At 62.3% G+C, this 19,727-nt stretch carries 19 protein-coding genes and 1 other RNA gene; 10 read left to right on the plus strand and 10 right to left on the minus strand.

The annotated features are described in order from the left end of the window. Window positions 1–120: 120 nt before the first annotated feature. The 5 genes from PSH86_RS29195 to PSH86_RS29215 all read right to left on the minus strand — a co-directional run bounded on the left by PSH86_RS29195 (window position 121) and on the right by PSH86_RS29215 (window position 5,734). Window positions 121–1,125 (minus strand): extracellular solute-binding protein, encoded by a 1,005-nt coding sequence (locus tag PSH86_RS29195; RefSeq protein ID WP_163856235.1) that lies wholly within the window; start codon window positions 1,123–1,125, stop codon window positions 121–123. Between the two features lie 225 nt (window positions 1,126–1,350). Next, a complete protein-coding gene (locus PSH86_RS29200) occupies window positions 1,351–2,568 on the minus strand; it encodes a 2-octaprenyl-3-methyl-6-methoxy-1,4-benzoquinol hydroxylase (RefSeq protein WP_178082470.1) in 1,218 nt (405 codons plus the stop codon). Between the two features lie 67 nt (window positions 2,569–2,635). Beyond that, window positions 2,636–3,823 carry a 2-octaprenyl-6-methoxyphenyl hydroxylase gene (gene ubiH, locus PSH86_RS29205; RefSeq protein ID WP_109752576.1) on the minus strand — a complete coding sequence of 396 codons (1,188 nt, stop codon included), beginning with the start codon at window positions 3,821–3,823 and terminating at the stop codon, window positions 2,636–2,638. Further along, window positions 3,820–5,154, minus strand: coding sequence for a Xaa-Pro aminopeptidase (pepP, locus tag PSH86_RS29210; protein ID WP_109752578.1), 1,335 nt, complete (start codon window positions 5,152–5,154; stop codon window positions 3,820–3,822). The genes ubiH and pepP overlap by 4 nt, the downstream gene beginning before the upstream one ends. 25 nt (window positions 5,155–5,179) lie before the next feature. Further along, window positions 5,180–5,734, minus strand: coding sequence for a YecA family protein (locus PSH86_RS29215; RefSeq protein WP_163856228.1), 555 nt, complete (start codon window positions 5,732–5,734; stop codon window positions 5,180–5,182). A 130-nt stretch (window positions 5,735–5,864) separates the two neighbouring features. Between PSH86_RS29215 and PSH86_RS29220 the strand changes: the two genes are divergently transcribed. From PSH86_RS29220 to PSH86_RS29235, 4 genes are all read left to right on the plus strand, one after another. Further along, window positions 5,865–6,074, plus strand: coding sequence for a TIGR02449 family protein (locus tag PSH86_RS29220; protein ID WP_003177365.1), 210 nt, complete (start codon window positions 5,865–5,867; stop codon window positions 6,072–6,074). Further along, window positions 6,071–6,388, plus strand: coding sequence for a cell division protein ZapA (locus PSH86_RS29225; RefSeq protein ID WP_039590276.1), 318 nt, complete (start codon window positions 6,071–6,073; stop codon window positions 6,386–6,388). The genes PSH86_RS29220 and PSH86_RS29225 overlap by 4 nt, the downstream gene beginning before the upstream one ends. Before the next feature lie 30 nt (window positions 6,389–6,418). After that, a non-coding RNA gene (gene ssrS, locus PSH86_RS29230) (6S RNA) lies at window positions 6,419–6,598 on the plus strand. 117 nt (window positions 6,599–6,715) lie between these two features. Next, a complete protein-coding gene (locus tag PSH86_RS29235; RefSeq protein WP_109752579.1) occupies window positions 6,716–7,321 on the plus strand; it encodes a 5-formyltetrahydrofolate cyclo-ligase in 606 nt (201 codons plus the stop codon). A 35-nt stretch (window positions 7,322–7,356) separates the two neighbouring features. Here PSH86_RS29235 and PSH86_RS29240 read toward each other — a convergent pair whose 3' ends face one another. Further along, window positions 7,357–7,503, minus strand: a complete 147-nt coding sequence (locus PSH86_RS29240) for a hypothetical protein (RefSeq protein ID WP_162893876.1) — start codon at window positions 7,501–7,503, stop codon at window positions 7,357–7,359. Window positions 7,504–7,698: 195 nt separating this feature from the next. Here PSH86_RS29240 and PSH86_RS29245 point away from each other — a divergent pair, with 195 nt between their 5' ends. From PSH86_RS29245 to PSH86_RS29260, 4 genes are all read left to right on the plus strand, one after another. Beyond that, window positions 7,699–8,148, plus strand: a complete 450-nt coding sequence (locus PSH86_RS29245) for an EVE domain-containing protein (protein WP_163856226.1) — start codon at window positions 7,699–7,701, stop codon at window positions 8,146–8,148. Between the two features lie 81 nt (window positions 8,149–8,229). After that, the gene (locus tag PSH86_RS29250; protein WP_163856224.1) at window positions 8,230–9,195 is read left to right on the plus strand and encodes an HlyD family secretion protein; all 966 of its coding nucleotides are present in this window, start codon (window positions 8,230–8,232) and stop codon (window positions 9,193–9,195) included. Next, a complete protein-coding gene (gene rbbA / locus PSH86_RS29255; RefSeq protein WP_305486689.1) occupies window positions 9,192–11,915 on the plus strand; it encodes a ribosome-associated ATPase/putative transporter RbbA in 2,724 nt (907 codons plus the stop codon). Before PSH86_RS29250 ends, rbbA begins: the two co-directional genes overlap by 4 nt. After that, on the plus strand, window positions 11,915–13,033 hold the full coding sequence (locus tag PSH86_RS29260) for an ABC transporter permease (RefSeq protein ID WP_305486691.1): 1,119 nt from the start codon (window positions 11,915–11,917) through the stop codon (window positions 13,031–13,033). The genes rbbA and PSH86_RS29260 overlap by 1 nt, the downstream gene beginning before the upstream one ends. Window positions 13,034–13,100: 67 nt before the next feature. On the opposite strand, the gene PSH86_RS29265 is transcribed toward PSH86_RS29260, so the two are convergent. Beyond that, window positions 13,101–13,517: a flagellar basal body-associated protein FliL gene (locus PSH86_RS29265; RefSeq protein ID WP_134926307.1), complete on the minus strand. Its 417-nt coding sequence runs from the start codon at window positions 13,515–13,517 to the stop codon at window positions 13,101–13,103. Window positions 13,518–13,667: 150 nt separating this feature from the next. On the opposite strand from PSH86_RS29265, the gene PSH86_RS29270 reads away from it, so the two are divergent. Together PSH86_RS29270 and glpT are read left to right on the plus strand one after the other, a co-directional pair. Then, a complete protein-coding gene (locus PSH86_RS29270) occupies window positions 13,668–14,645 on the plus strand; it encodes an NADPH:quinone oxidoreductase family protein (protein WP_305486698.1) in 978 nt (325 codons plus the stop codon). Window positions 14,646–14,968: 323 nt separating this feature from the next. Beyond that, on the plus strand, window positions 14,969–16,318 hold the full coding sequence (gene glpT / locus PSH86_RS29275; RefSeq protein ID WP_060740127.1) for a glycerol-3-phosphate transporter: 1,350 nt from the start codon (window positions 14,969–14,971) through the stop codon (window positions 16,316–16,318). Here the strand turns inward: glpT and PSH86_RS29280 are convergent. The 3 genes from PSH86_RS29280 to ubiD all read right to left on the minus strand — a co-directional run bounded on the left by PSH86_RS29280 (window position 16,294) and on the right by ubiD (window position 19,698). Beyond that, window positions 16,294–16,962 carry a gamma-glutamylcyclotransferase gene (locus tag PSH86_RS29280; protein ID WP_109752592.1) on the minus strand — a complete coding sequence of 223 codons (669 nt, stop codon included), beginning with the start codon at window positions 16,960–16,962 and terminating at the stop codon, window positions 16,294–16,296. The two genes, glpT and PSH86_RS29280, sit on opposite strands and share 25 nt — an antisense overlap. A 301-nt stretch (window positions 16,963–17,263) precedes the next feature. Continuing rightward, window positions 17,264–18,232 (minus strand): CDP-6-deoxy-delta-3,4-glucoseen reductase, encoded by a 969-nt coding sequence (locus PSH86_RS29285; protein ID WP_109752594.1) that lies wholly within the window; start codon window positions 18,230–18,232, stop codon window positions 17,264–17,266. Next, window positions 18,232–19,698, minus strand: a complete 1,467-nt coding sequence (gene ubiD / locus PSH86_RS29290) for a 4-hydroxy-3-polyprenylbenzoate decarboxylase (RefSeq protein WP_014340789.1) — start codon at window positions 19,696–19,698, stop codon at window positions 18,232–18,234. The genes PSH86_RS29285 and ubiD overlap by 1 nt, the downstream gene beginning before the upstream one ends. Window positions 19,699–19,727 lie beyond the last annotated feature (29 nt).

The raw sequence follows: 19,727 nt of genomic DNA on the forward strand, positions 1-19,727 counted from the left end.
GCTACGAAGTAGCCCCCAAAGTTCCGGACCATGGCCTGCAGATACTCTGGGAGGGCTTCGCCCTCCAGCGGGAGCAAGCTCCCTCGCCACATGTTATCAATGAACTGAACAGGACTGGTCTCAGTTCCAGCCAGCGCGATCCATCATGCGAATGGCTTCAGCCTGGCGTTTACCCGCGACTTCCACCGGCAGGGTATCGGCCTTGAACTTGCCCCAGGCTGCCACTTCCTTGGAAGGCTCCACCTTCGGATTGGCCGGGAACTCCTGGTTCACGTCGGCGAAGATGCTCTGCGCCTCTGGCGTGGTCATCCATTCCACCAGCTTCTTCGCGGCCTCCGGATGCGGTGCATGCTTGGTCAAGCCAATACCCGAAAGGTTGATGTGCACGCCACGGTCGGCCTGGTTCGGCCAGAACAGCTTCACCTTCAGGTCCGGCTTCTGCTGGTGCAAGCGGCCGTAGTAGTAGGTGTTGACGATGCCAACATCGCACTGGCCAGCATTGATCGCTTCAAGCAGTGCAGTGTCGTCGGAGAACACGTCGGTGGACAGGTTCCTGACCCAGCCCTTGAGGATTTCCTCGGTTTTTTCCGCCCCGTGGGTTTCGATCAGCGTGGCGGTCAGGGACTGGTTATAGACCTTTTTCGAAGTCCTCAGGCACAAGCGGCCTTCCCACTCTTTGCCAGCCAACGCTTCATAGGTGGTCAATTCGTTCGGTTTAACCCGGTCGGTGGAGTAGACAATGGTCCGGGCCCGCAGGCTCAAACCGGTCCAGGCGTGGGAAGAAGCACGGTATTGAGAGGGGATGTTGGCGTCGATCACCGGGGAGGTGAACGGCTGGAGAATGCCCATCTGCTCGGCCTGCCAGAGGTTGCCGGCGTCGACGGTGAGCAGCAGGTCGGCGGTGGCGCTCTCGCCTTCGGCCTTGATCCGCTGCATCAGCGGCGCTTCCTTGTCGGTGATGAACTTCACCGACACGCCGGTCTTCTTGGTATAGGCATCGAAGACTGGCTTGATCAGCTCGTCGATACGCGAGGAGTAGACCACCACCTCATCGGCGGCCTGGGCAGCAGTCGTACCGATCAGGGTCAAGGCGAGGGCGGACAGCAGGCGCTTGGGTGCCGACATGGGGGCGGTCTCTCGAGGATGAAGTGCGCAAATGATAAGGACTCACATTTGGCTTCTCAATCGAACAGTGGGTGGACACATTTCCAAATGTTGCAGCTATGAGATGTGCTGTGTTTTTGCATCCGCAATCGCGGGCAAGCCTTGCTCCCACAAAAGCTCGTCCCACAATGCACACCAGTGGGAGCAAGGCTTGCCCGCGATGAGGCCTTTGGCCCCAACAAAAATCTAAGCCTTGGCCAAATCCGGCAAATCCCCAATCAACCCCAGCGCTTCGCGCACGAACAGCGCCTTGGCCTCAGGCATGCGGTCTACCAGCTTCAGCCCGGTATTACGCAACCAGCGCACCGGCAACGGATCGGCCTGGAACAACCGCTCGAACCCCTCCATGGCCGCCATCAGTGCCAGGTTATGGGGCATGCGTCGCCGCTCGTAGCGGCTCAACACCTTCACATCCGCCAGCCGTTCGCCACGTCCAGCCGCTTGCAACAGCACTTCGGCCAGTACGGCGGCGTCGAGGAAACCCAGGTTCACGCCCTGCCCGGCCAAAGGGTGAATGGTATGGGCGGCGTCGCCGATCAGCGCCAGCCCTTCGGCCACGTAACGCTTGGCATGCCGTTGGCGCAGGGGCACGCAAAGTCGCGGGTCGGCACTCACGACCGTACCGAGCTGGCCTTCGAAGGCCCGTTCCAGTTCGTTGCAGAACGCTGTGTCGTCGAGCGCCATCAAGCGTTGCGCTTCACCAGGGGTGGTGGACCAGACGATCGAGCACCAGTCGTGCTGGCCATCACGCTCAAGTGGCAGGAACGCCAGCGGACCGTTGTCGGTGAAGCGCTGCCATGCCGTCATTCGATGGGGCCGGGCGCTACGCACGCTGGTGACGATGGCGTGGTGCAGGTAATCCCATTCCCTCGTCGCCACACCGGTCAGGCGCCGCACAGCGGAATTCGCACCGTCGGCGGCAATGACCAGCGGTGCTCGCAAGGTGCGGCCATCGGCCAGGGTCAGCAGCCAGTCGTCACCGGAACGGCGCATCTGTTCCAACCGGGCATTGGCCAGCAGGCCCAGGTCGCAGTCATGCAATCGATCCAGCAGGGCGTCCTGCACGACGCGGTTTTCAACGATGTGCCCAAGCGCCTCGGCATGCAGGCTGGCGGCCGAAAAATGGATCTGCCCAGTGCCGCTGCCGTCCCAGACGTGCATATCGGTGTAGGGGCTGGCCCGCCGGGCGGTGATACCGTCCCAGACGCCCAGGCGATCGAGAATCCGCTGGCTGGCCGTCGACAAGGCACTGACCCGGGGCTCGAACGCGGCCTGGGCATCGAAGGGTTTGACGCTCATCGGGCTGCCGTCGAGCAGCAGCACTTGCAGGCCACTGCCCTGCAACGCCAGCGCCAGGGCGCTGCCGACCATACCGGCGCCGACAATCAGCAGATCTGCACGCAATTCCATGCTCTAAGCCTGTTTTGCTGGCGACATCAGCCGCCCATGAAAAGAAATGACAGCCCCGTCCTCAAACATCGGGACGTGTCCCCAGCCCCATGGCCTGGCGGGCGAACCAACGCTTGGCCGGAGGCAGCAGGTCGAGGCCCAGCAGGCCGAGGTTACGCCCCAGGGACACCAACGGCAGGCTGCTGGCGAACAAGCGCGTGACCTGGTCGGAAAACCCGACGGTCAGGGCCTGATCCATTCGCTGGCGCTCGCGGTAGGCTTGCAGCACGGCAAAATCCCCAGGCTCGCTTTCGCTGTCGAGCAAGGCATCGGCCAGGGCCTGGGCGTCGCGCAGGGACAGGTTGAACCCCTGCCCGGCAATCGGGTGCAGGCTGTGGGCGGCGTTGCCGAGGATCGCCAAGTGCGGACGTACCTGCTCTTCGGCCTCCACCAGTGCCAGCGGATACAGATGTCGCACGCCCACCTGCTTCAGCGTACCCAGGCGATAACCGAACACACCCTGCAATTCGCTGAGGAAGCTGCGCTCGTCGAGGGCCGCCAGCCGTTGCGCGTCCATGCCCTGACGGGTCCAGACCAGCGCGCAACGATTCTCCGGCAGTGGCAACAAGGCCATCGGGCCGTCATCGGTGAAGCGTTCGAAGGCCATGCCATTGTGGGCTTCGCTGGGGGTGATGTTGGCAATCAACGCACTCTGGTCATAAGGCCGATTACGCACGCCGACGCCCAGTTGCTCGCGCAGCCCGGAGCGGCCGCCATCAGCCAGTACGGCAAGGTCGCACTCCAGGGTGGTTTCGTCGTCGAGGGTCAGGCGATAACCGCCGACCAGCGGTTCCATCCGAGTGACCTGCGCCGGGCAGCGCCAACTGACCACTTCGTTGTCCAGAGCTTGCCACAGGCACTGTCCGAGCCAGGCGTTCTCCACCACGTAACCCAGGGCCGGCACGCCTTCTTCCATGGCCGACAGGCGCGCCGTGGAGAATCGCCCGCGATCGGACACGTGGATCTGTTTGATCGGCTCGGCGCGACGGGAAATTTCCTGCCAGACGCCCAAGCGTTGATAGATCTGCCGGGCCCCGTAGGACAACGCCGAAGAACGGGCGTCGTAGCTCGGCTGCCAGGCATGGCCGGGGGCGAAGGGCTCGATCAGCATGATCTTCCAGCCCCGGGCCTTGGCACCGGCCTGCAGCGCCAGGGCCAGGCTCGCACCGACCAGGCCGCCGCCAATGATCGCCAGGTTGACCCGGCTCATGCCGCTTGAGTCCGGGCGGCGGCCATCAGGGCCTCGATGTCGGCGACCGTTTTCGGCACGCCCTGGCTCAGGATTTCACAACCGGTTTTGGTCACTACCACGTCATCCTCGATGCGCACGCCAATGCCGCGCCATTTTTTCGCTACGCTGCGGTTGTTCGGGCTGATGTAGATGCCCGGCTCCACCGTCAGGGTCATGCCGATCTCCAGTACCCGCCACTCGCCGCCGACCCGGTACTCGCCCACGTCATGCACGTCCATGCCCAGCCAGTGGCCGGCGCGGTGCATGTAGAACGCCCGGTAGGCTTCGCTGGCGATCAGCTCGTCCACTTCGCCTTGCAGCAACCCCAGGCGCACCAGGCCTTCGGTAATGACCCGGACTGTCGCTTCATGGGCCTGGTTCCAATGCTTGTCCGGCGCGATCTGGGCAAACGCGGCTTCCTGGGCGGCCAGCACCACTTCGTAGATCGCCTTCTGCTCGGGTGAAAACTTGCCACTGACCGGCCAGGTACGGGTGATATCGCTGGCATAGCAGTCGATTTCACAGCCGGCGTCGATCAGCACCAGATCGCCATCCTTGAGCGGCGCGTCGTTCTGCTGGTAATGCAGGATGCAGCTGTTGCGCCCCGACGCGACGATCGAGCCATAGGCCGGCATCTTCGCCCCGCCCTTGCGGAACTCATAATCGAGCTCGGCTTCGAGGCTGAATTCATGCAGCCCCGGGCGAGCCGCCTGCATCGCCCGGACATGCGCCTGGGCGGAAATCCGCGCCGCTTCGCGCATCACTTTCACTTCTGCCGCCGATTTATACAGGCGCATGTCATGCAGCAGATGATCCAGGGCAACGAATTCGTTCGGCGGCTGGGCACCGAGGTGAGCCTTGGAGCGAATCACGTTGATCCACTCCATCAGGTGTCGGTCGAATTCAGGGTTGCTGCCCATGGCCGAATACACCCGGTCGCGGCCTTCGATCAGGCCCGGCAGGATGTCGTCGATGTCGGTGATGGGAAATGCGTCGTCGGCACCGTAGTCACGGATCGCGCCTTCCTGGCCGGCGCGCAGGCCATCCCACAACTCACGTTCGGCGTTGCGCTCGCGACAAAAGAGGATGTATTCGCCATGGGCCCGGCCGGGCATCAGCACCAGCACCGCTTGCGGTTCGGGAAAGCCGCTGAGGTACTGGAAGTCGCTGTCCTGGCGGTAGACGTGCTCGACGTCGCGGTTGCGGATCGCAACGGCGGCGGCGGGCAGGATTGCGATGCTGTTGGGTTCCATCTGCGCCATCAGGGCCTTGCGGCGACGGCTGTATTCCGATTTCGGGATATGAATCATGGGCAGACGGTGTTCCCTCTAAAAATTAATGCAAGGATGGCTTGGGGGCCGCTGCATCGGTTTTCTTGGTCTCGGTGAACAGCAGCAATGGCGCGACCCGCAGGTACTCCATCACTTCCATGTAGTCGCTTTCGCCGTCATCGGACTCTTCCAGGGCATCCTGGACCTGGGAGATCGCCGCCAAGTCCTGCAACACTTCCTTGGCCTCTTCGCTCAAGGCGTATTCGCGGCGGGTCAAGCCAAAGCCGGCGAGGAAGCCCTGGCACCACTGGCCCAGCGCAGCGGCGCGTTCGGCCAGGGGGGCGTCGTCAGTGGGCAGCAGCAGGACGACGGTCATGTCGTCGCTGGTCAGTTCGCCCTTGACCATTTCCTGCAGGCCGATGAGCGCGTTACGGACGTTGTCCGCCGGCTCGCCTTCCAGCAGCTCGGCGGCGTCGGCCAACCAGCCGTTGGCATCGAAACCGGCGCCGGCGCAGCTGCGACCGAGCAGCAGGCCATGCAGTTCGGCAGGCGAGACAGGATGACCGCTGGTGCTCAGCAGGGTGGCGAATGCTTGATACGGGGAATTCTGAATGGGCATGGGCAGCTAGGCGCCAGACGGCGCTATGTCTAGAATGGAGGCCTTGTATCCTACATCGACAGACTCGCCAAGACTATCAGAGGCTGTACGACCTACATCCCTCCATCAGACACAATCTTCAGTGGACACAATGGAAGACACCGACCTGCAAGCGCTGATGGCCAGACTCGAGTTGCTAATTGACCGGGTCGAGCAACTTAAGAGCCAAAACGGACTCCTATTAGCTCAGGAAAAGACCTGGCGCGAGGAACGCGCGCACCTCATTGAAAAAAACGAAATCGCCCGGCGTAAGGTCGAATCGATGATTTCGCGCCTCAAGGCCCTGGAGCAAGACTCATGAGTTCAAGCAATAGCGTTACCGTGCAGATCCTCGACAAAGAATATTCGATCATCTGCCCCCAGGAAGAGCGCAGCAACCTGGTGAGCGCCGCCCGTTACCTGGACGGCAAGATGCGCGAGATCCGCAGCAGCGGCAAAGTCATCGGCGCCGACCGCATCGCCGTGATGGCCGCCTTGAACATCACCCACGACCTGTTGCATCGCCAGGATACGCCAGACGTACAGGTCAGTGGCTCGACCCGTGAACAGGTGCGCGACCTGCTCGATCGGGTGGATCTGGTGCTCGCCACCGATCCAGACGTCAGCAAGGGCTGATTCGCGAGGCTGCCTGGGGTATACTCGCCTCACTCCCTGGGGTGCTTGCCAGTTGGTGATGTCCCTGAGCCGATACGCACAACCACGGGGGTTGCACGTTGGGGCCGGTGTGCATGTCCGCTTGACGGAAAGCCTTAACGCCCCCTGCAACTTCCACCTTGAACTTTCGGGTTCAAGGGCTAAGCCGACAGCGGTTCATCCGGGGAGCCTGACTCCAGACAATGCCAGTCCATGCGGACTGGCATTGTCGTTTCTGGCGCAGGCATTTCTGAGCGTCCTGTTTTGCGGTTACGCTGTGCTCCGTCGCCGACTCCGTGAAGCATCGATATGACCGAACCCGCGCTGCTGCCCCGCCCGCAACTTCGACGCCTGCTGCGCCAGGCCCGTCGTGCCCTGACACCCGCCCAGCAACGGCAAGCCGCCCGCGGGCTGTACAGACAACTGGCCCAGCATCCGCTGTTTCGCCGTGCGAAACACATCGCCCTGTACCTGCCCAACGACGGTGAGATCGACCCGCGCCTGCTGCTGCGCGCGGCCCAGCGCCGGGGCAAGGCCACTTATCTGCCGGTGCTCAGCCCGTGGCCACAGACCAAGATGGTGTTCCAGCGCATCCACGCCGGCGAAAAAATGCAGCCCAACCGCTTTCGTATTCCTGAACCGCGCAAGAACATCGCCCGACAGCGCAAGGTCTGGACATTGGATCTGGTGTTGTTGCCACTGGTGGGGTTCGACGATGCGGGAGGCCGGCTGGGCATGGGCGGTGGCTTTTATGACCGTAGCCTGGCGTATCTGGCGCGACGCAAGCAGTGGCGCAAGCCGACGCTATTGGGGCTGGCCCATGAATGCCAGAAAGTCGAACGATTGGCGCAGGCAAGCTGGGACGTGCCGCTGCAGGGAACGGTCAGCGACAGGCATTGGTATATCGCGGGGTAGGCGCCGCGGTAATCAGCGGCGCCAGGAAAGCAGGCTCAGCGTTTGAGCGATGGCGCGGGTTGGGTGATATCCACCGGCGCCTCGGTCTTGTTGGCCCACAGGCTTTGGGCGTAACCCGTGGTCACGACACCCAGACCGAACAGAATGACCAAGATCCACAACAAATCCGGTTTGCGTTTCATCGATTGCCCCCCTCAAGGCATATCACACACGATGACAGCAGCGGTTTTCTTATTGGCCGTGCAGCAGCGTCAAGCTTGGAAGGCCGGCATTTTGCGGCAACCTGCGGCGACACGCAAACTCTGGCGTCAACCGACTGTCGGTTTGTCATAAAATCGCTGAACTATTTTTTTCAACACCGCCAAGGAGTAGCAATCATGGCCTATTGGCTGATGAAATCCGAGCCCGACGAATTATCCATCCAAGGTTTGGAAAAACTCGGCCAGGCCCGCTGGGACGGGGTTCGCAACTACCAGGCGCGTAATTTCCTGCGGGCCATGGCGGTGGACGATGCGTTCTTTTTCTACCACTCCAGCTGCCCCGAGCCAGGCATTGCCGGAATCGGCCGGATCGTCCGCGCGGCCTACCCTGACCCAACGGCGCTGGAACCCGACAGCCATTACTTCGACCCCAAGGCCAGCCCGGATAAAAACCCCTGGACCGCGATCGACGTGGCCCATGTCGAGACCTTCCCCCGCGTGCTGAAGCTCGACTACCTCAAGCAACAGACTGCCCTGGCTGAAATGCCGCTGGTGCAGAAAGGCTCGCGGCTGTCGGTGATGCCTGTCACGGCCGAACAATGGGCAGCGGTCATTGCGCTACGCTGATCGCCGATGAGTTGATGGATATCAAGCGCGGTCGGTCGTTGATCCTGCAGACTTCGATGCTACAGCCGCAGGATGCCGGACATGTCGACGAACCATCGTACCTCTCGCTTTTTTGCCCTCGCCTTGATGACCGTGTTGCTGGCCGCCGGCGGTTTCGGCTATTGGAAATCGCGCCACGATCGCCTGCCGGAAGGCCTGAGCATGGGCAACGGCCGCCTTGAGGCCACCGAGGTCCAGATCGCCAGCAAGACTCCCGGGCGCCTGGCCGAAGTTCAGGTCGACGAAGGCGACAACGTCATCAAGGGCCAAGTGCTGGCGCGCATGGACACCCGCACCCTGGAGGCCCAGCGCAACCAGGCCGAGGCCGAAGTCGTGCGGGCCCGGCAGAACCTCGCCGCCACCGAAGCCAACGTGCAACTGCGCCAGAGCGAACAATTGCTCGCCCATCAAGAACTCAAGCGAACCCAGGAACTGTTCAAGCGCGGTTACGCCAGCGGCCAGGTCCTCGACCAGCAACAAGCCAGCGTCGACACCGCCAACGCTGCGGTCAACGCCGCCCGGGCCCAAGTATCGGCGGCGAATGCGGCCATCGGCGCGACCCTGGCCCAGGTGGCCCAGCTCACCAGCGAAATAGATGACAGTACGTTGCGCGCGCCCCTCGACGGTGTGATCCAGTTGCGCCTGGCCGAGCCCGGTGAAGTGCTGGGGGCAGGCGGTCGAGTATTGCTGATGATCGATCCGAACGACCAATACATGAACCTCTATCTGCCGGCGTCGGTAGCGGGGAAATTGGCAGTGGGCGACGAAGCGCGGCTGTTGCTCGACGCCCTGCCCGAGCGACCGTTACCAGCCAAGATCAGCTTCGTCGCGGCCAAATCCCAGTTCACCCCGAAAGAAGTCGAGACCCGTGATGAGCGGCAGAAACTGGTGTTCCGCGTCAAAGTCCGCCTGACCCGCCCCGGCGAAGTGCCCCAGGCCAAACCCGGCATGCCCGGCGCCGGCTATGTACGCACCGCCCCCATCGACTGGCCGGCCAACTTGCAATGAGCGCCCCCGCCGACGAGGCATTGCGCGCCTCGGGTCTCGAACACCGCTACGGCCAGCATGTGGCGCTGAGCGATATTACCTTCAGCCTGCCCGCCGGCACTCGCTGCGGCCTGATCGGCCCGGACGGTGCCGGCAAATCGAGCCTGCTGGGTCTGATTGCCGGGGTGAAGAAGCTCCAGCACGGCCAACTGGACGTGCTCGGCGCCTCGATCGATGATCGACGCCATCGCAGCACCCTCTACCGACGCATTGCCTTCATGCCTCAAGGGCTTGGGGGCAACCTTTATCCGGACCTGTCGATACGCGAGAACATTCAGTTCTTCGGCACGCTGTTCGGGCTATCGCGGGCAGAATGCGAACAACGCATGGGCACCTTGTTGCTGGCCACCGATCTGCAGCGTTTTGCCGACCGTCCGGCGGGCAAGCTGTCCGGCGGCATGAAACAAAAGCTCGGCCTGTGTTGCGCGCTGATCCATGAACCGGATCTGCTGATTCTCGACGAACCCACCACGGGTGTGGACCCGCTGTCCCGCCGACGCTTCTGGGAACTGATCGAGGACGTGCGCCGACAACGGCCGCAACTGACCTTGCTGGTCGCCACGGCGTACATGGAAGAGGCCGAGCAATTCGAGCACTGCTTGATGCTCGATAACGGTCGCTTGATCGCCAAGGGCTTGAGTGCGGATCTGGCCAAGGTTTCACCGGACGGCAAGCTCGATTCGGCCTTCACCCATTTCCAGGGCGGCAGCGGCCATGACGCCGAACCGCTGGTGATCCCCCCCAGGACCGCCGACACTACCGACATTGCCATCCAGGCCCACGACCTCACCTTGCGCTTCGGCGATTTCACCGCTGTCGATAACGTCAGCTTCGCGATTGGTCGCGGTGAAATCTTTGGCTTCCTGGGTTCCAACGGTTGCGGCAAGACCACCACCATGAAGGTGCTGACCGGGCTGATCCCCGCCAGCGAAGGCAGTGCCCGGCTGCTGGGCAACCCGGTCAACGCCAAGGACCTCGCCACCCGCAAGCGAGTGGGGTTCATGTCCCAGAGCTTTTCGCTCTATGGCGAACTGAGCGTGCGCCAGAACCTGGAACTGCACGCCAAGCTGTTCGATCTGCCCACAGCGGACAGCCGCCAGCGCATCGACGAACTGATCCAGCGCTTCAACCTCCAGGAACTGGCGGACCAAACGTCCGGCGCGCTACCTCTGGGCCTGCGCCAGCGTCTGTCCTTGGCGGTGGCGGTGTTGCATCGCCCGGAAGTCCTGATCCTCGATGAGCCGACCTCAGGTGTCGATCCGGCGGCGCGGGATGATTTCTGGCGGCTGTTGATCGAGTTGTCTCGCGAGCAAGGCGTGACGATTTTCCTTTCCACGCACTTCATGAACGAGGCCCAGCGCTGCGATCGCATTTCGCTGATGCACGCCGGCAAGGTCCTGGCTTGTGACACGCCGGCGGCCTTGCAGGCGCAGTTCAACGGCCAGACGCTGGAAGCCGCGTTCGTCACCTGCCTGGAAAACGCCCAGGGCCAGACGCAGCAAGACGCCGCCCCCGTGACCCTCGACAGCGCCAACGCCCCCCGGGACCGGCGCGGCCTGAGCCTCGGTCGCCTGTGGGCCGTCGCCAGCCGGGAAGGCAAGGAGCTGCTGCGCGACAAGGTGCGGATGGCATTCGCCTTGCTGGGCGCCTTGTTCATGATGGTGGTCTTCGGCTTCGGTATTTCCCTCGATGTGGAGAAACTGGCCTTCGCCGTGTATGACCAGGACCAGAGCCCGCAAAGCCGTGCCTACCTGGAAGCGTTCCGCAGCTCACGCTACTTCGAGGAGCAGCCGATCATCCGCGACGCGAAGGAGCTGCATCGACGTTTGCAGCGCTCGGAGATCAAGCTGGCCCTGGAAATCCCCCCCGGTTTCGGTCGTGACCTTTACGCCGGCCGCCAGCCGACGGTGGGCGCCTGGCTGGACGGCGGCATACCGTTTCGAGCCGAGACCAGTCGCAACTACGTCCAGGCGGTGCACCAGGCCAACCTTGAGCAACTGGTTGAATCCAACAGCCGCGCGCCCATCCGGCAACCCAGTGCGAAGCTGGAGACGCGCTTTCGCTATAACCAGGACGTGGTCAGCGTAAACGCCATCGGCCCGGGGGTCATGGCACTGATCCTGGCATTCATTCCGGCCATGTTGACGGCGCTGGGCATCGTGCGGGAGAAGGAGCTGGGCTCGATCACCAATTTCTACGCCACGCCGCTGACCCGCCTGGAATTCCTGCTGGGCAAACAAGCGCCCTACCTGGCGGTCAGCCTGATCAACCTCGCCCTGCTGACAGCGATGAACCGCTGGCTGTTCGGCGTGCCGTTCAAGGGCAGCGGCCTGACGCTGGCGGTGGGCGGCCTGCTCTATGTACTGGCGACCACCAGCATGGGGCTGCTGATCTCGGCGTTCACCCGCACCCAGATCGCGGCGATCCTCGGCACCATGATCATCACCAGCCTGCCGACCATCCAGTTCTCGGGGCTGATCGTGCCGCGCTCATCCCTGGAGGGTGCCGCTTCGGTGATGGGCCAGTTGTTTCCCGCTGGTTACTTCCTGGATATCGCTGTCGGCACCTTCACCAAGGCCCTGGATCTGCGCCAGCTATGGCCGCAATGCCTGACGCTGGGCGGGTTTTTCCTGGGCTTCACCGGGCTCAGCCTGATCATGCTGAAAAAGCAGGAGGCCTGATGCACACGCTTTCACATATCTGGCGTCTTGGGCTCAAGGAACTGACCAGCCTGAGGTACGACTCTGTTCTGCTGCTGTTCCTGGGCTACGCCTTCACGGTGGCGATCTACATGCCGGCCGCCGGCTCAGTGATCGGCGTGCACAACGCCAGTGTCGCCATAGTGGACGAAGACCAGAGCCATCTCTCGCGCCAACTGGCCCAGGTCCTGCAACCGCCGGAGTTCCAGAGCCCTGTGGCATTGCCCTACGCCGAACTGGACAAGGTCATGGACAGTGGCCGCTACACCTTTGTCATCAACGTGCCCGCCAACTTCCAGGCCGACCTGCTCGCAGGACGCGAACCGACGCTGCAACTCAACGTCGACGCCACGGCCATGAGCCAGGCGTTCATGGGTGCCGGCTACATCGGACGGATTTTCCAACAGGAACTGACAACCTACGCCGGCCAGGCACAAACGAGCGAAGCAACGCCCGTGAGGCTGACCACGCGTTCGCTGTTCAATACCAATCTGGAAGGTGGCTGGTTCCTGGCGGTGATCCAGATCGTCAACAACATCACGATCCTGGCCATCATCCTGACGGGTACCGCGCTGCTGCGCGAGCGCGAGCACGGCACCCTCGACCACTTGCTGGTGCTGCCGCTGACAGCATTGGAAATCATGCTGGCGAAAATCTGGAGCAACCTGCTGGTGGTGGTGCTGTGCACCTGGGCGTCGCTGGAAATCATCGTCAAGTTCGCCCTGGGCGTACCACTTGCCGGCTCCATGGTGCTCTTCCTGCTGGTGACCGCACTCTACCTGTTCGCCAGTACCGCACTGGGCATCTTCCTCGCCACCCTCGCCCGTTCGACGCCGCAATTCGGTTTGCTGGCGATCCCGGTCATCATCCCGATGCTGCTGTTGTCGGGCGGCAGCACACCGCTGGACAGCATGCCGCAATGGTTGCAATGGGTGATGCAAGGCTCGCCCTCGACGCATTTCGTCAGCCTCAGCGCGGCGATCCTGTTCCGTGATGCCGGCCTTGGCGTGATCTGGCCAGACCTGCTGGCACTGGCGGCCATCGGGCTGTTGTTCTTTGCAATCGCCCTGGGCCGGTTTCGGAAAAGCCTGGCGTCTTGACGAAAAAAAGCAGCCTTGGGCAGCGCCTGGAGATCCGGGCACTGCCAAAGGCTGCGATAAAGGCGGTTTATTGAATGATCAGGTTGTTGAACAACAGATCGTCGACCATCGGCTTGCCGGTTTCGTCGTTCATGACCTGCTGGGTCTGCTTCAACGCTTCCTGGCGCAACTTTTCCTTGGCTTCGAGGTTGTTCATCGTCTCGGTGGTCTGCTGGGCGAACAACGCCACCAGCTGGTTACGAATCAGCGGCTCGTTGGCCTTGACCGCCGCAGCCGCGGCGTCACCGGTCACGCGCAGGGCCACATCGGCCTTGTAGACCTTCAGCTTCGCCGTACCGTCCAAGCCATAGTTGCCCACGAACGGTGGGCTGAGGGTGATGTAACTGACCTTCGGCGCCTCGCCTTCCTTCGCTTCCTTGCCCTCTTCGGCCATCGCCGCCACAGGCAACGACAGGGCCAGCATCAACATGATCCACGCTTTCACAATTGATTCCTCATCCGGTTTGCGGCCCAGCATACCGCCCCGCCGTTCAAGCACAAGCTTATGGCCGGCTATCAGGGCGGAGCATGCTCGTTGACCCGTTGTCTCTCACACCTACACTTATCGGCCATCACTCCCAAAGGAATAGCCCTGATGAAAGCCGTGCTGTGCAAAGAATTCGGCCCCGCCGAATCGCTGGTGCTGGAAGACGTCGCCAGCCCCGTCACCAAGAAGAACGAAGTGCTGCTGGACGTGCATGCCGCGGGGGTGAATTTCCCTGACACGCTGATCATCGAGGGTAAATATCAATTCAAGCCCCCCTTCCCGTTTTCCCCCGGCGGCGAAGCGGCGGGTGTCGTCAGCGAGGTGGGAGAGAAAGTCAGCCACTTGAACGTTGGCGACCGGGTGATGGCGCTGACCGGCTGGGGCAGCTTTGCCGAACAGGTGGCGGTGCCTGGCTATAACGTGCTGCCGATCCCCGCGTCCATGGACTTCAACACCGCGGCCGCCTTCAGCATGACGTACGGCACCTCGATGCACGCCCTCAAGCAACGGGCCAACCTGCAACCCGGCGAAACCCTGTTGGTGCTCGGCGCCTCTGGCGGCGTTGGCCTGGCGGCCGTGGAAATCGGCAAGGCCATGGGCGCCCGGGTGATCGCCGCCGCCAGCAGCGCGGAGAAACTCGCTGTGGCAAAAGCGGCCGGCGCCGATGAACTGATCAACTACAACGAAACCAGCCTGAAGGATGAAATCAAGCGCCTCACCGACGGCCAGGGCGCCGACGTGATCTACGATCCGGTGGGTGGCGACCTGTTCGACCAGGCCATCCGTGCCATCGCCTGGAACGGTCGGCTGCTGGTGGTCGGCTTCGCCAGCGGGCGCATCCCCGAACTGCCGGTGAACCTGGCCCTGCTCAAGGGCGCCGCCGTGGTGGGCGTGTTCTGGGGCTCCTTCGCCCAACGCCAGCCCCAGGACAACGCCGCCAACTTCCAGCAATTGTTTGCCTGGTTTGCCGAGGGCAAGCTCAAGCCGCTGGTGTCACAGGTGTACCCGCTGAGCAAGACCGCCCAGGCGATCAATGACCTGGGGCAGCGCAAGGCGGTGGGGAAGGTGGTTGTGCAGGTGCGCTAGCCCTTCTGTTGCGACGCGAGTCAATTCAGGCTCACGTCGCGATGTAAAAACGTCGCAGGCACACCTCCTTTTGCCAAACGTGGAGCTCTCAACGTCCACTGCCCGCCCCAAAGCCGTTGCCCCTACGAAGGCCGAAAACCTCCATGGCGGCGCTGAAGTAACGATTCTTACAACGGCATGTTCTTATGTCTGAGCGACATGTTCACAAATGAACGTCTTTTCTCCAACGTTCTGCTGTCCGAGCGATTAAAAGCAATGCTATTTTCGGTAACGAAACTGTAACATTCGCATTCGCAGCCATAAGAATAATCTGGAGCCCTTGAATGTTTGCTTTCTTTCGTCCTGCCGCCCATCAGGCGCCCCTGCCTGAAGAAAAAATAGACAGCACCTACCGACGCCTTCGCTGGCAGATCTTCGCCGGGATCTTCATTGGCTACGCCGGCTATTACCTGCTGCGCAAGAACTTCTCCCTGGCCATGCCGTACCTGATCGACGAGGGTTACACCCGTGGCCAGCTGGGCCTGGCCATGTCGGCCATCGCCATCGCCTACGGGCTGTCGAAGTTCCTGATGGGCCTGGTGTCCGACCGCTCCAACCCACGCTACTTCCTGCCCTTCGGCTTGCTGGTCTCGGCGGGGGTGATGTTCGTGTTCGGTTTCGCGCCTTGGGCAACCTCCAGCGTGACCATGATGTTCATCCTGCTGTTCATCAACGGCTGGGCCCAGGGCATGGGCTGGCCGCCAAGCGGACGGACCATGGTGCATTGGTGGTCGCAGAAAGAACGCGGCGGCGTGGTGTCGGTGTGGAACGTGGCACACAACGTCGGCGGCGGCCTGATCGGCCCGTTGTTCCTGCTGGGAATGGGCTGGTTCAATGATTGGCACGCGGCCTTCTATGTGCCCGCCGCTGTAGCGCTCGCCGTTGCCGTGTTCGCCTTCGTGACCATGCGCGACACCCCGCAATCGGTGGGCCTGCCGCCGATCGAGAAATACAAGAACGACTATCCGGAAGGCTACGACGCCAGTCACGAGAACGAATTCAGCGCCAAGGAAATCTTCGTCAAATACGTGCTGCGCAACAAAATGCTCTGGTACATCGCCATGGCCAACGTATTTGTCTACCTGCTGCGCTACGGCGTGCTGGACTGGGCGCCGACCTACCTCAAGGAAGCCAAGGGCTTCACCGTGGACAAGAGTTCCTGGGCCTATTTCTTCTACGAGTGGGCGGGTATTCCCGGCACACTGCTGTGTGGCTGGATGTCGGACAAGATCTTCCGCGGCAACCGTGGCCTGACGGGCATGGTGTTCATGGCCCTGGTGACCGTGGCAACGCTGGTGTACTGGCTGAACCCGGCCGGCAACCCGACCGTCGACATGATCGCCCTGGTTTCCATCGGTTTCCTGATCTACGGCCCGGTGATGCTGATCGGTTTGCAGGCACTGGAACTGGCGCCGAAGAAAGCCGCCGGTACCGCCGCAGGCTTCACTGGCTTGTTTGGTTACCTGGGTGGTTCGGTCGCGGCCAGTGCCGCCATGGGCTACACCGTGGATCATTTCGGCTGGGACGGTGGTTTTGTGCTGCTGATCGGTGCCTGCCTGCTGGCGATGGCATTCCTCGCGCCAACCTTGTGGCACAAGCAAATCGCCAGTCAGAGCCGCGAAGCGGTGGCCTGATCCAGCGCTGATTTGCAGCGCTTGAGCCGCGCCTCCAGATTCCGATCTGGCATGGCGTGGCTACGCAGGGCGTGGATGGTCTGCTCGACGTAATCGCGAGTGGTGCCGTAACGCCCGCAAGCGCTTTCGAACACCTGGCTCAGCACATGGTCCGGCAAGTTGCCGGCATAGCTGGGCAGGTGCCGCTCCAATACAAACCCCAAGGCTTGCACCCGGCTGCCATCCTCGAGACGGCAACTGAGCCAGTGCGGGCGATAGGACGGGACCGGCATCTCGCGCTGCCAGAGGGCAAACAGCGAATCCTCGAGATTCTCCTGCGGCAACCGGTAGGCGAAACCGCTGCACGAACCGCCGCGATCCAGCCCGAACACCAACCCCGGCAACTCCGGCGTACCACGGTGTTCGTGAGACCACAGGTACAAACCGCGATGATAACCATGGACCCGGCCACGCATCCGCTCCACCGCCGTGCATTCCGGCCGCCAGATCAATGAACCGTACGCGAACAGCCAGACCGGACCGCCCTGGTGGAGACTCATGGTCGATTGCATCGAGGCGAGCAATTGCTCACGGGTCAGTTGAGGCCCCAGGTCGAGCCTTGGTGGGTACAAGGCACAGGTAATGGCGGATTCGATAGCGGTCATGGCCGGTAGCGGTTGGCTCCTCGCAGGTTGAAAAGTAAATGGGGGACGTCATGGGGTTGACGTTCACGGGGATCAAGGCAAGTTAAATGCCATCCACTCCCTATATACGTTATCGGTATCTGGCCCAAGGACTAAATATCGAAACGAAATATATGAAGTTATATCGATGAGTGGACAGTGGCGAGGGAGCTTGCTCCCGTTCGGTTGCGCAGCGACCGCAAAGTGTCGGGGCCGCTACGCAGCCCAGCGGGAGCAAGCTCCCTCGCCACAAAAGCACTTCTCAAGAGGGAGGGGGTGCGGTTTATGCCCGCGGCGCATACGCAAACACATCGGCACGCATCTGGTGGGCGTCCATCCCGGCTTCCACCAGCGCATCGAGCGTGGCGTAGATCATGGCCGGCGAGCCACTGGCATAGACGTGGACGCCGGAAAGATCGCTGATGTCCTCGCACACGGCTTCATGGAGCATTCCGCAGCGCCCTTCCCAACCGCACAAATCGCTGACGACTTTGTGCAGGAACAGGTTCGGCAGTTTTTTCCATTCATCCCAATGCTCGATTTCATAGAAATCTTCCGGCCGCCGCACGCCCCAATACAGATGCACCGGATGCTTGAAACCGGCGGCCCGGCAATGCTCGATCAGGCTGTGCATCTGCGCCATGCCGGTGCCGGCGGCGATCAATACCAACGGGCCGTCCGGCAGTTCGGATAAATGCGTATCACCAAAAGGCATTTCGACGCGCACGCTGGGGTTGCGTCGCAGTTGCTCCAGCAGCGCCTGTGCACTGCTTTCGCGCACCAATACATGCAACTGCAGTTCGCGCCCGGAATGCGGCGCCGAGGCCAGGGAGAACGCCGATTTTTCGCCGTTTTCCCGTTCGATCATCAGGTACTGCCCGGCGTGATAACGCGGTGGCTTGCCCGCCGGCGCACGCAGGCGCACTCGCCAGACATCGCCCCCCACGTCGGCACACTCGATCACCTGGCACGCCAGGTTGCGTACCGGCAGTTCACCCGGCGCCAGCACGCCATCCCACAACACCACGCAGTCCTCCAGCGGTTCGGCGATGCAGGTGAAGATCTCACCGTGATCGCGCACCTCGCCAGCCTGTTCCACACGGCCCTCCACCAGCAACGCACCACAGACGTGGCAGTTGCCGTTGCGGCAGCTTTGCGGGCATTCGTAGCCCAGGCGCCGCGCGCCATCGAGAATCCGCTCGGCGGGCCGTATCTCCAGCACCGCCCCGGAAGGCTGCAAGGTTACACGCATCAATCTATTCCTAACTGATTCCAGATGGCATCGATCCGTTGGGTAACGGCTTCATCCTTGACGATAACCCGGCCCCACTCACGAGTGGTTTCACCGGGCCATTTATGCGTGGCATCGAGCCCCATCTTCGAACCCAGGCCAGACACCGGCGAGGCGAAGTCGAGGTAGTCGATCGGCGTATTCTCGATCATCACCGTATCGCGCTTGGGGTCCATGCGCGTGGTGATGGCCCAGATCACGTCGTTCCAGTCCCGTGCGTTGATATCGTCGTCGGTGACGATAACGAACTTGGTGTACATGAACTGTCGCAAAAACGACCAGACCCCAAGCATGACCCGCTTGGCGTGCCCCGGATACGACTTCTTCATGGTCACCACGGCCATCCGGTACGAACAGCCTTCCGGCGGCAGGTAGAAATCGGTGATTTCCGGAAACTGCTTCTGCAGGATCGGCACGAACACTTCGTTCAGCGCCACGCCGAGAATGGCCGGTTCATCGGGCGGACGGCCGGTGTAAGTGCTGTGGTAAATCGGCTTGATCCGATGGGTGATGCGCTCGACGGTGAACACCGGGAAGCTGTCGACTTCGTTGTAGTAGCCGGTGTGGTCGCCGTACGGGCCTTCATCGGCCATTTCGCCGGGATGGATCACCCCTTCGAGGATAATCTCGGCGGTGGCCGGTACTTGCAGGTCATTGCCACGGCACTTCACCAGCTCAGTACGGTTGCCGCGCAACAGGCCGGCGAACGCATATTCGGAGAGGCTGTCCGGCACAGGCGTGACGGCGCCGAGGATGGTCGCCGGGTCCGCGCCCAGGGCTACCGACACCGGGAATGGCTGGCCGGGGTGTTTTTCACACCACTCGCGGTAGTCCAATGCACCGCCGCGATGGCTCAGCCAGCGCATGATGACTTTGTTGCGGCCAATCACCTGCTGACGATAGATGCCCAGGTTCTGGCGGTCCTTGTTCGGGCCTTTGGTGACAGTCAGGCCCCAGGTGATCAGCGGCCCCACGTCGCCCGGCCAGCAGGTCTGCACCGGGAGCATGGCCAGGTCGACATCGTCGCCCTCGATCACCACTTCCTGGCAGATCGCGTCCTTGACGACTTTGGGCGCCATGGCAATGATCTTGCGGAAAATCGGCAGCTTGGACCAAGCGTCCTTCAGGCCTTTCGGCGGCTCGGGCTCCTTGAGGAACGCCAGCAGCTTGCCGATTTCGCGCAGCTCGCTGACGGCTTCGGCCCCCATGCCCAAGGCCACGCGCTCCGGCGTGCCGAACAGGTTGCCCAGCACTGGAATGTCATAACCCGTCGGGTTTTCGAACAACAGCGCCGGGCCTTTCGCGCGCAGGGTGCGGTCGCAGACCTCGGTCATTTCCAGGACGGGGGACACCGGCACCTGGATGCGCTTGAGTTCGCCGCGCTGTTCCAGACCGCTGATAAAGTCGCGCAAGTCGCGATACTGCATGCAAAAGCCTCATGGTGGCCGTGGCGTTC

Origin of the sequence: Pseudomonas sp. FP2300 (assembly GCF_030687595.1) — a bacterium.
GTDB classification, from domain to species: Bacteria; Pseudomonadota; Gammaproteobacteria; order Pseudomonadales; family Pseudomonadaceae; genus Aquipseudomonas; species Aquipseudomonas bijieensis.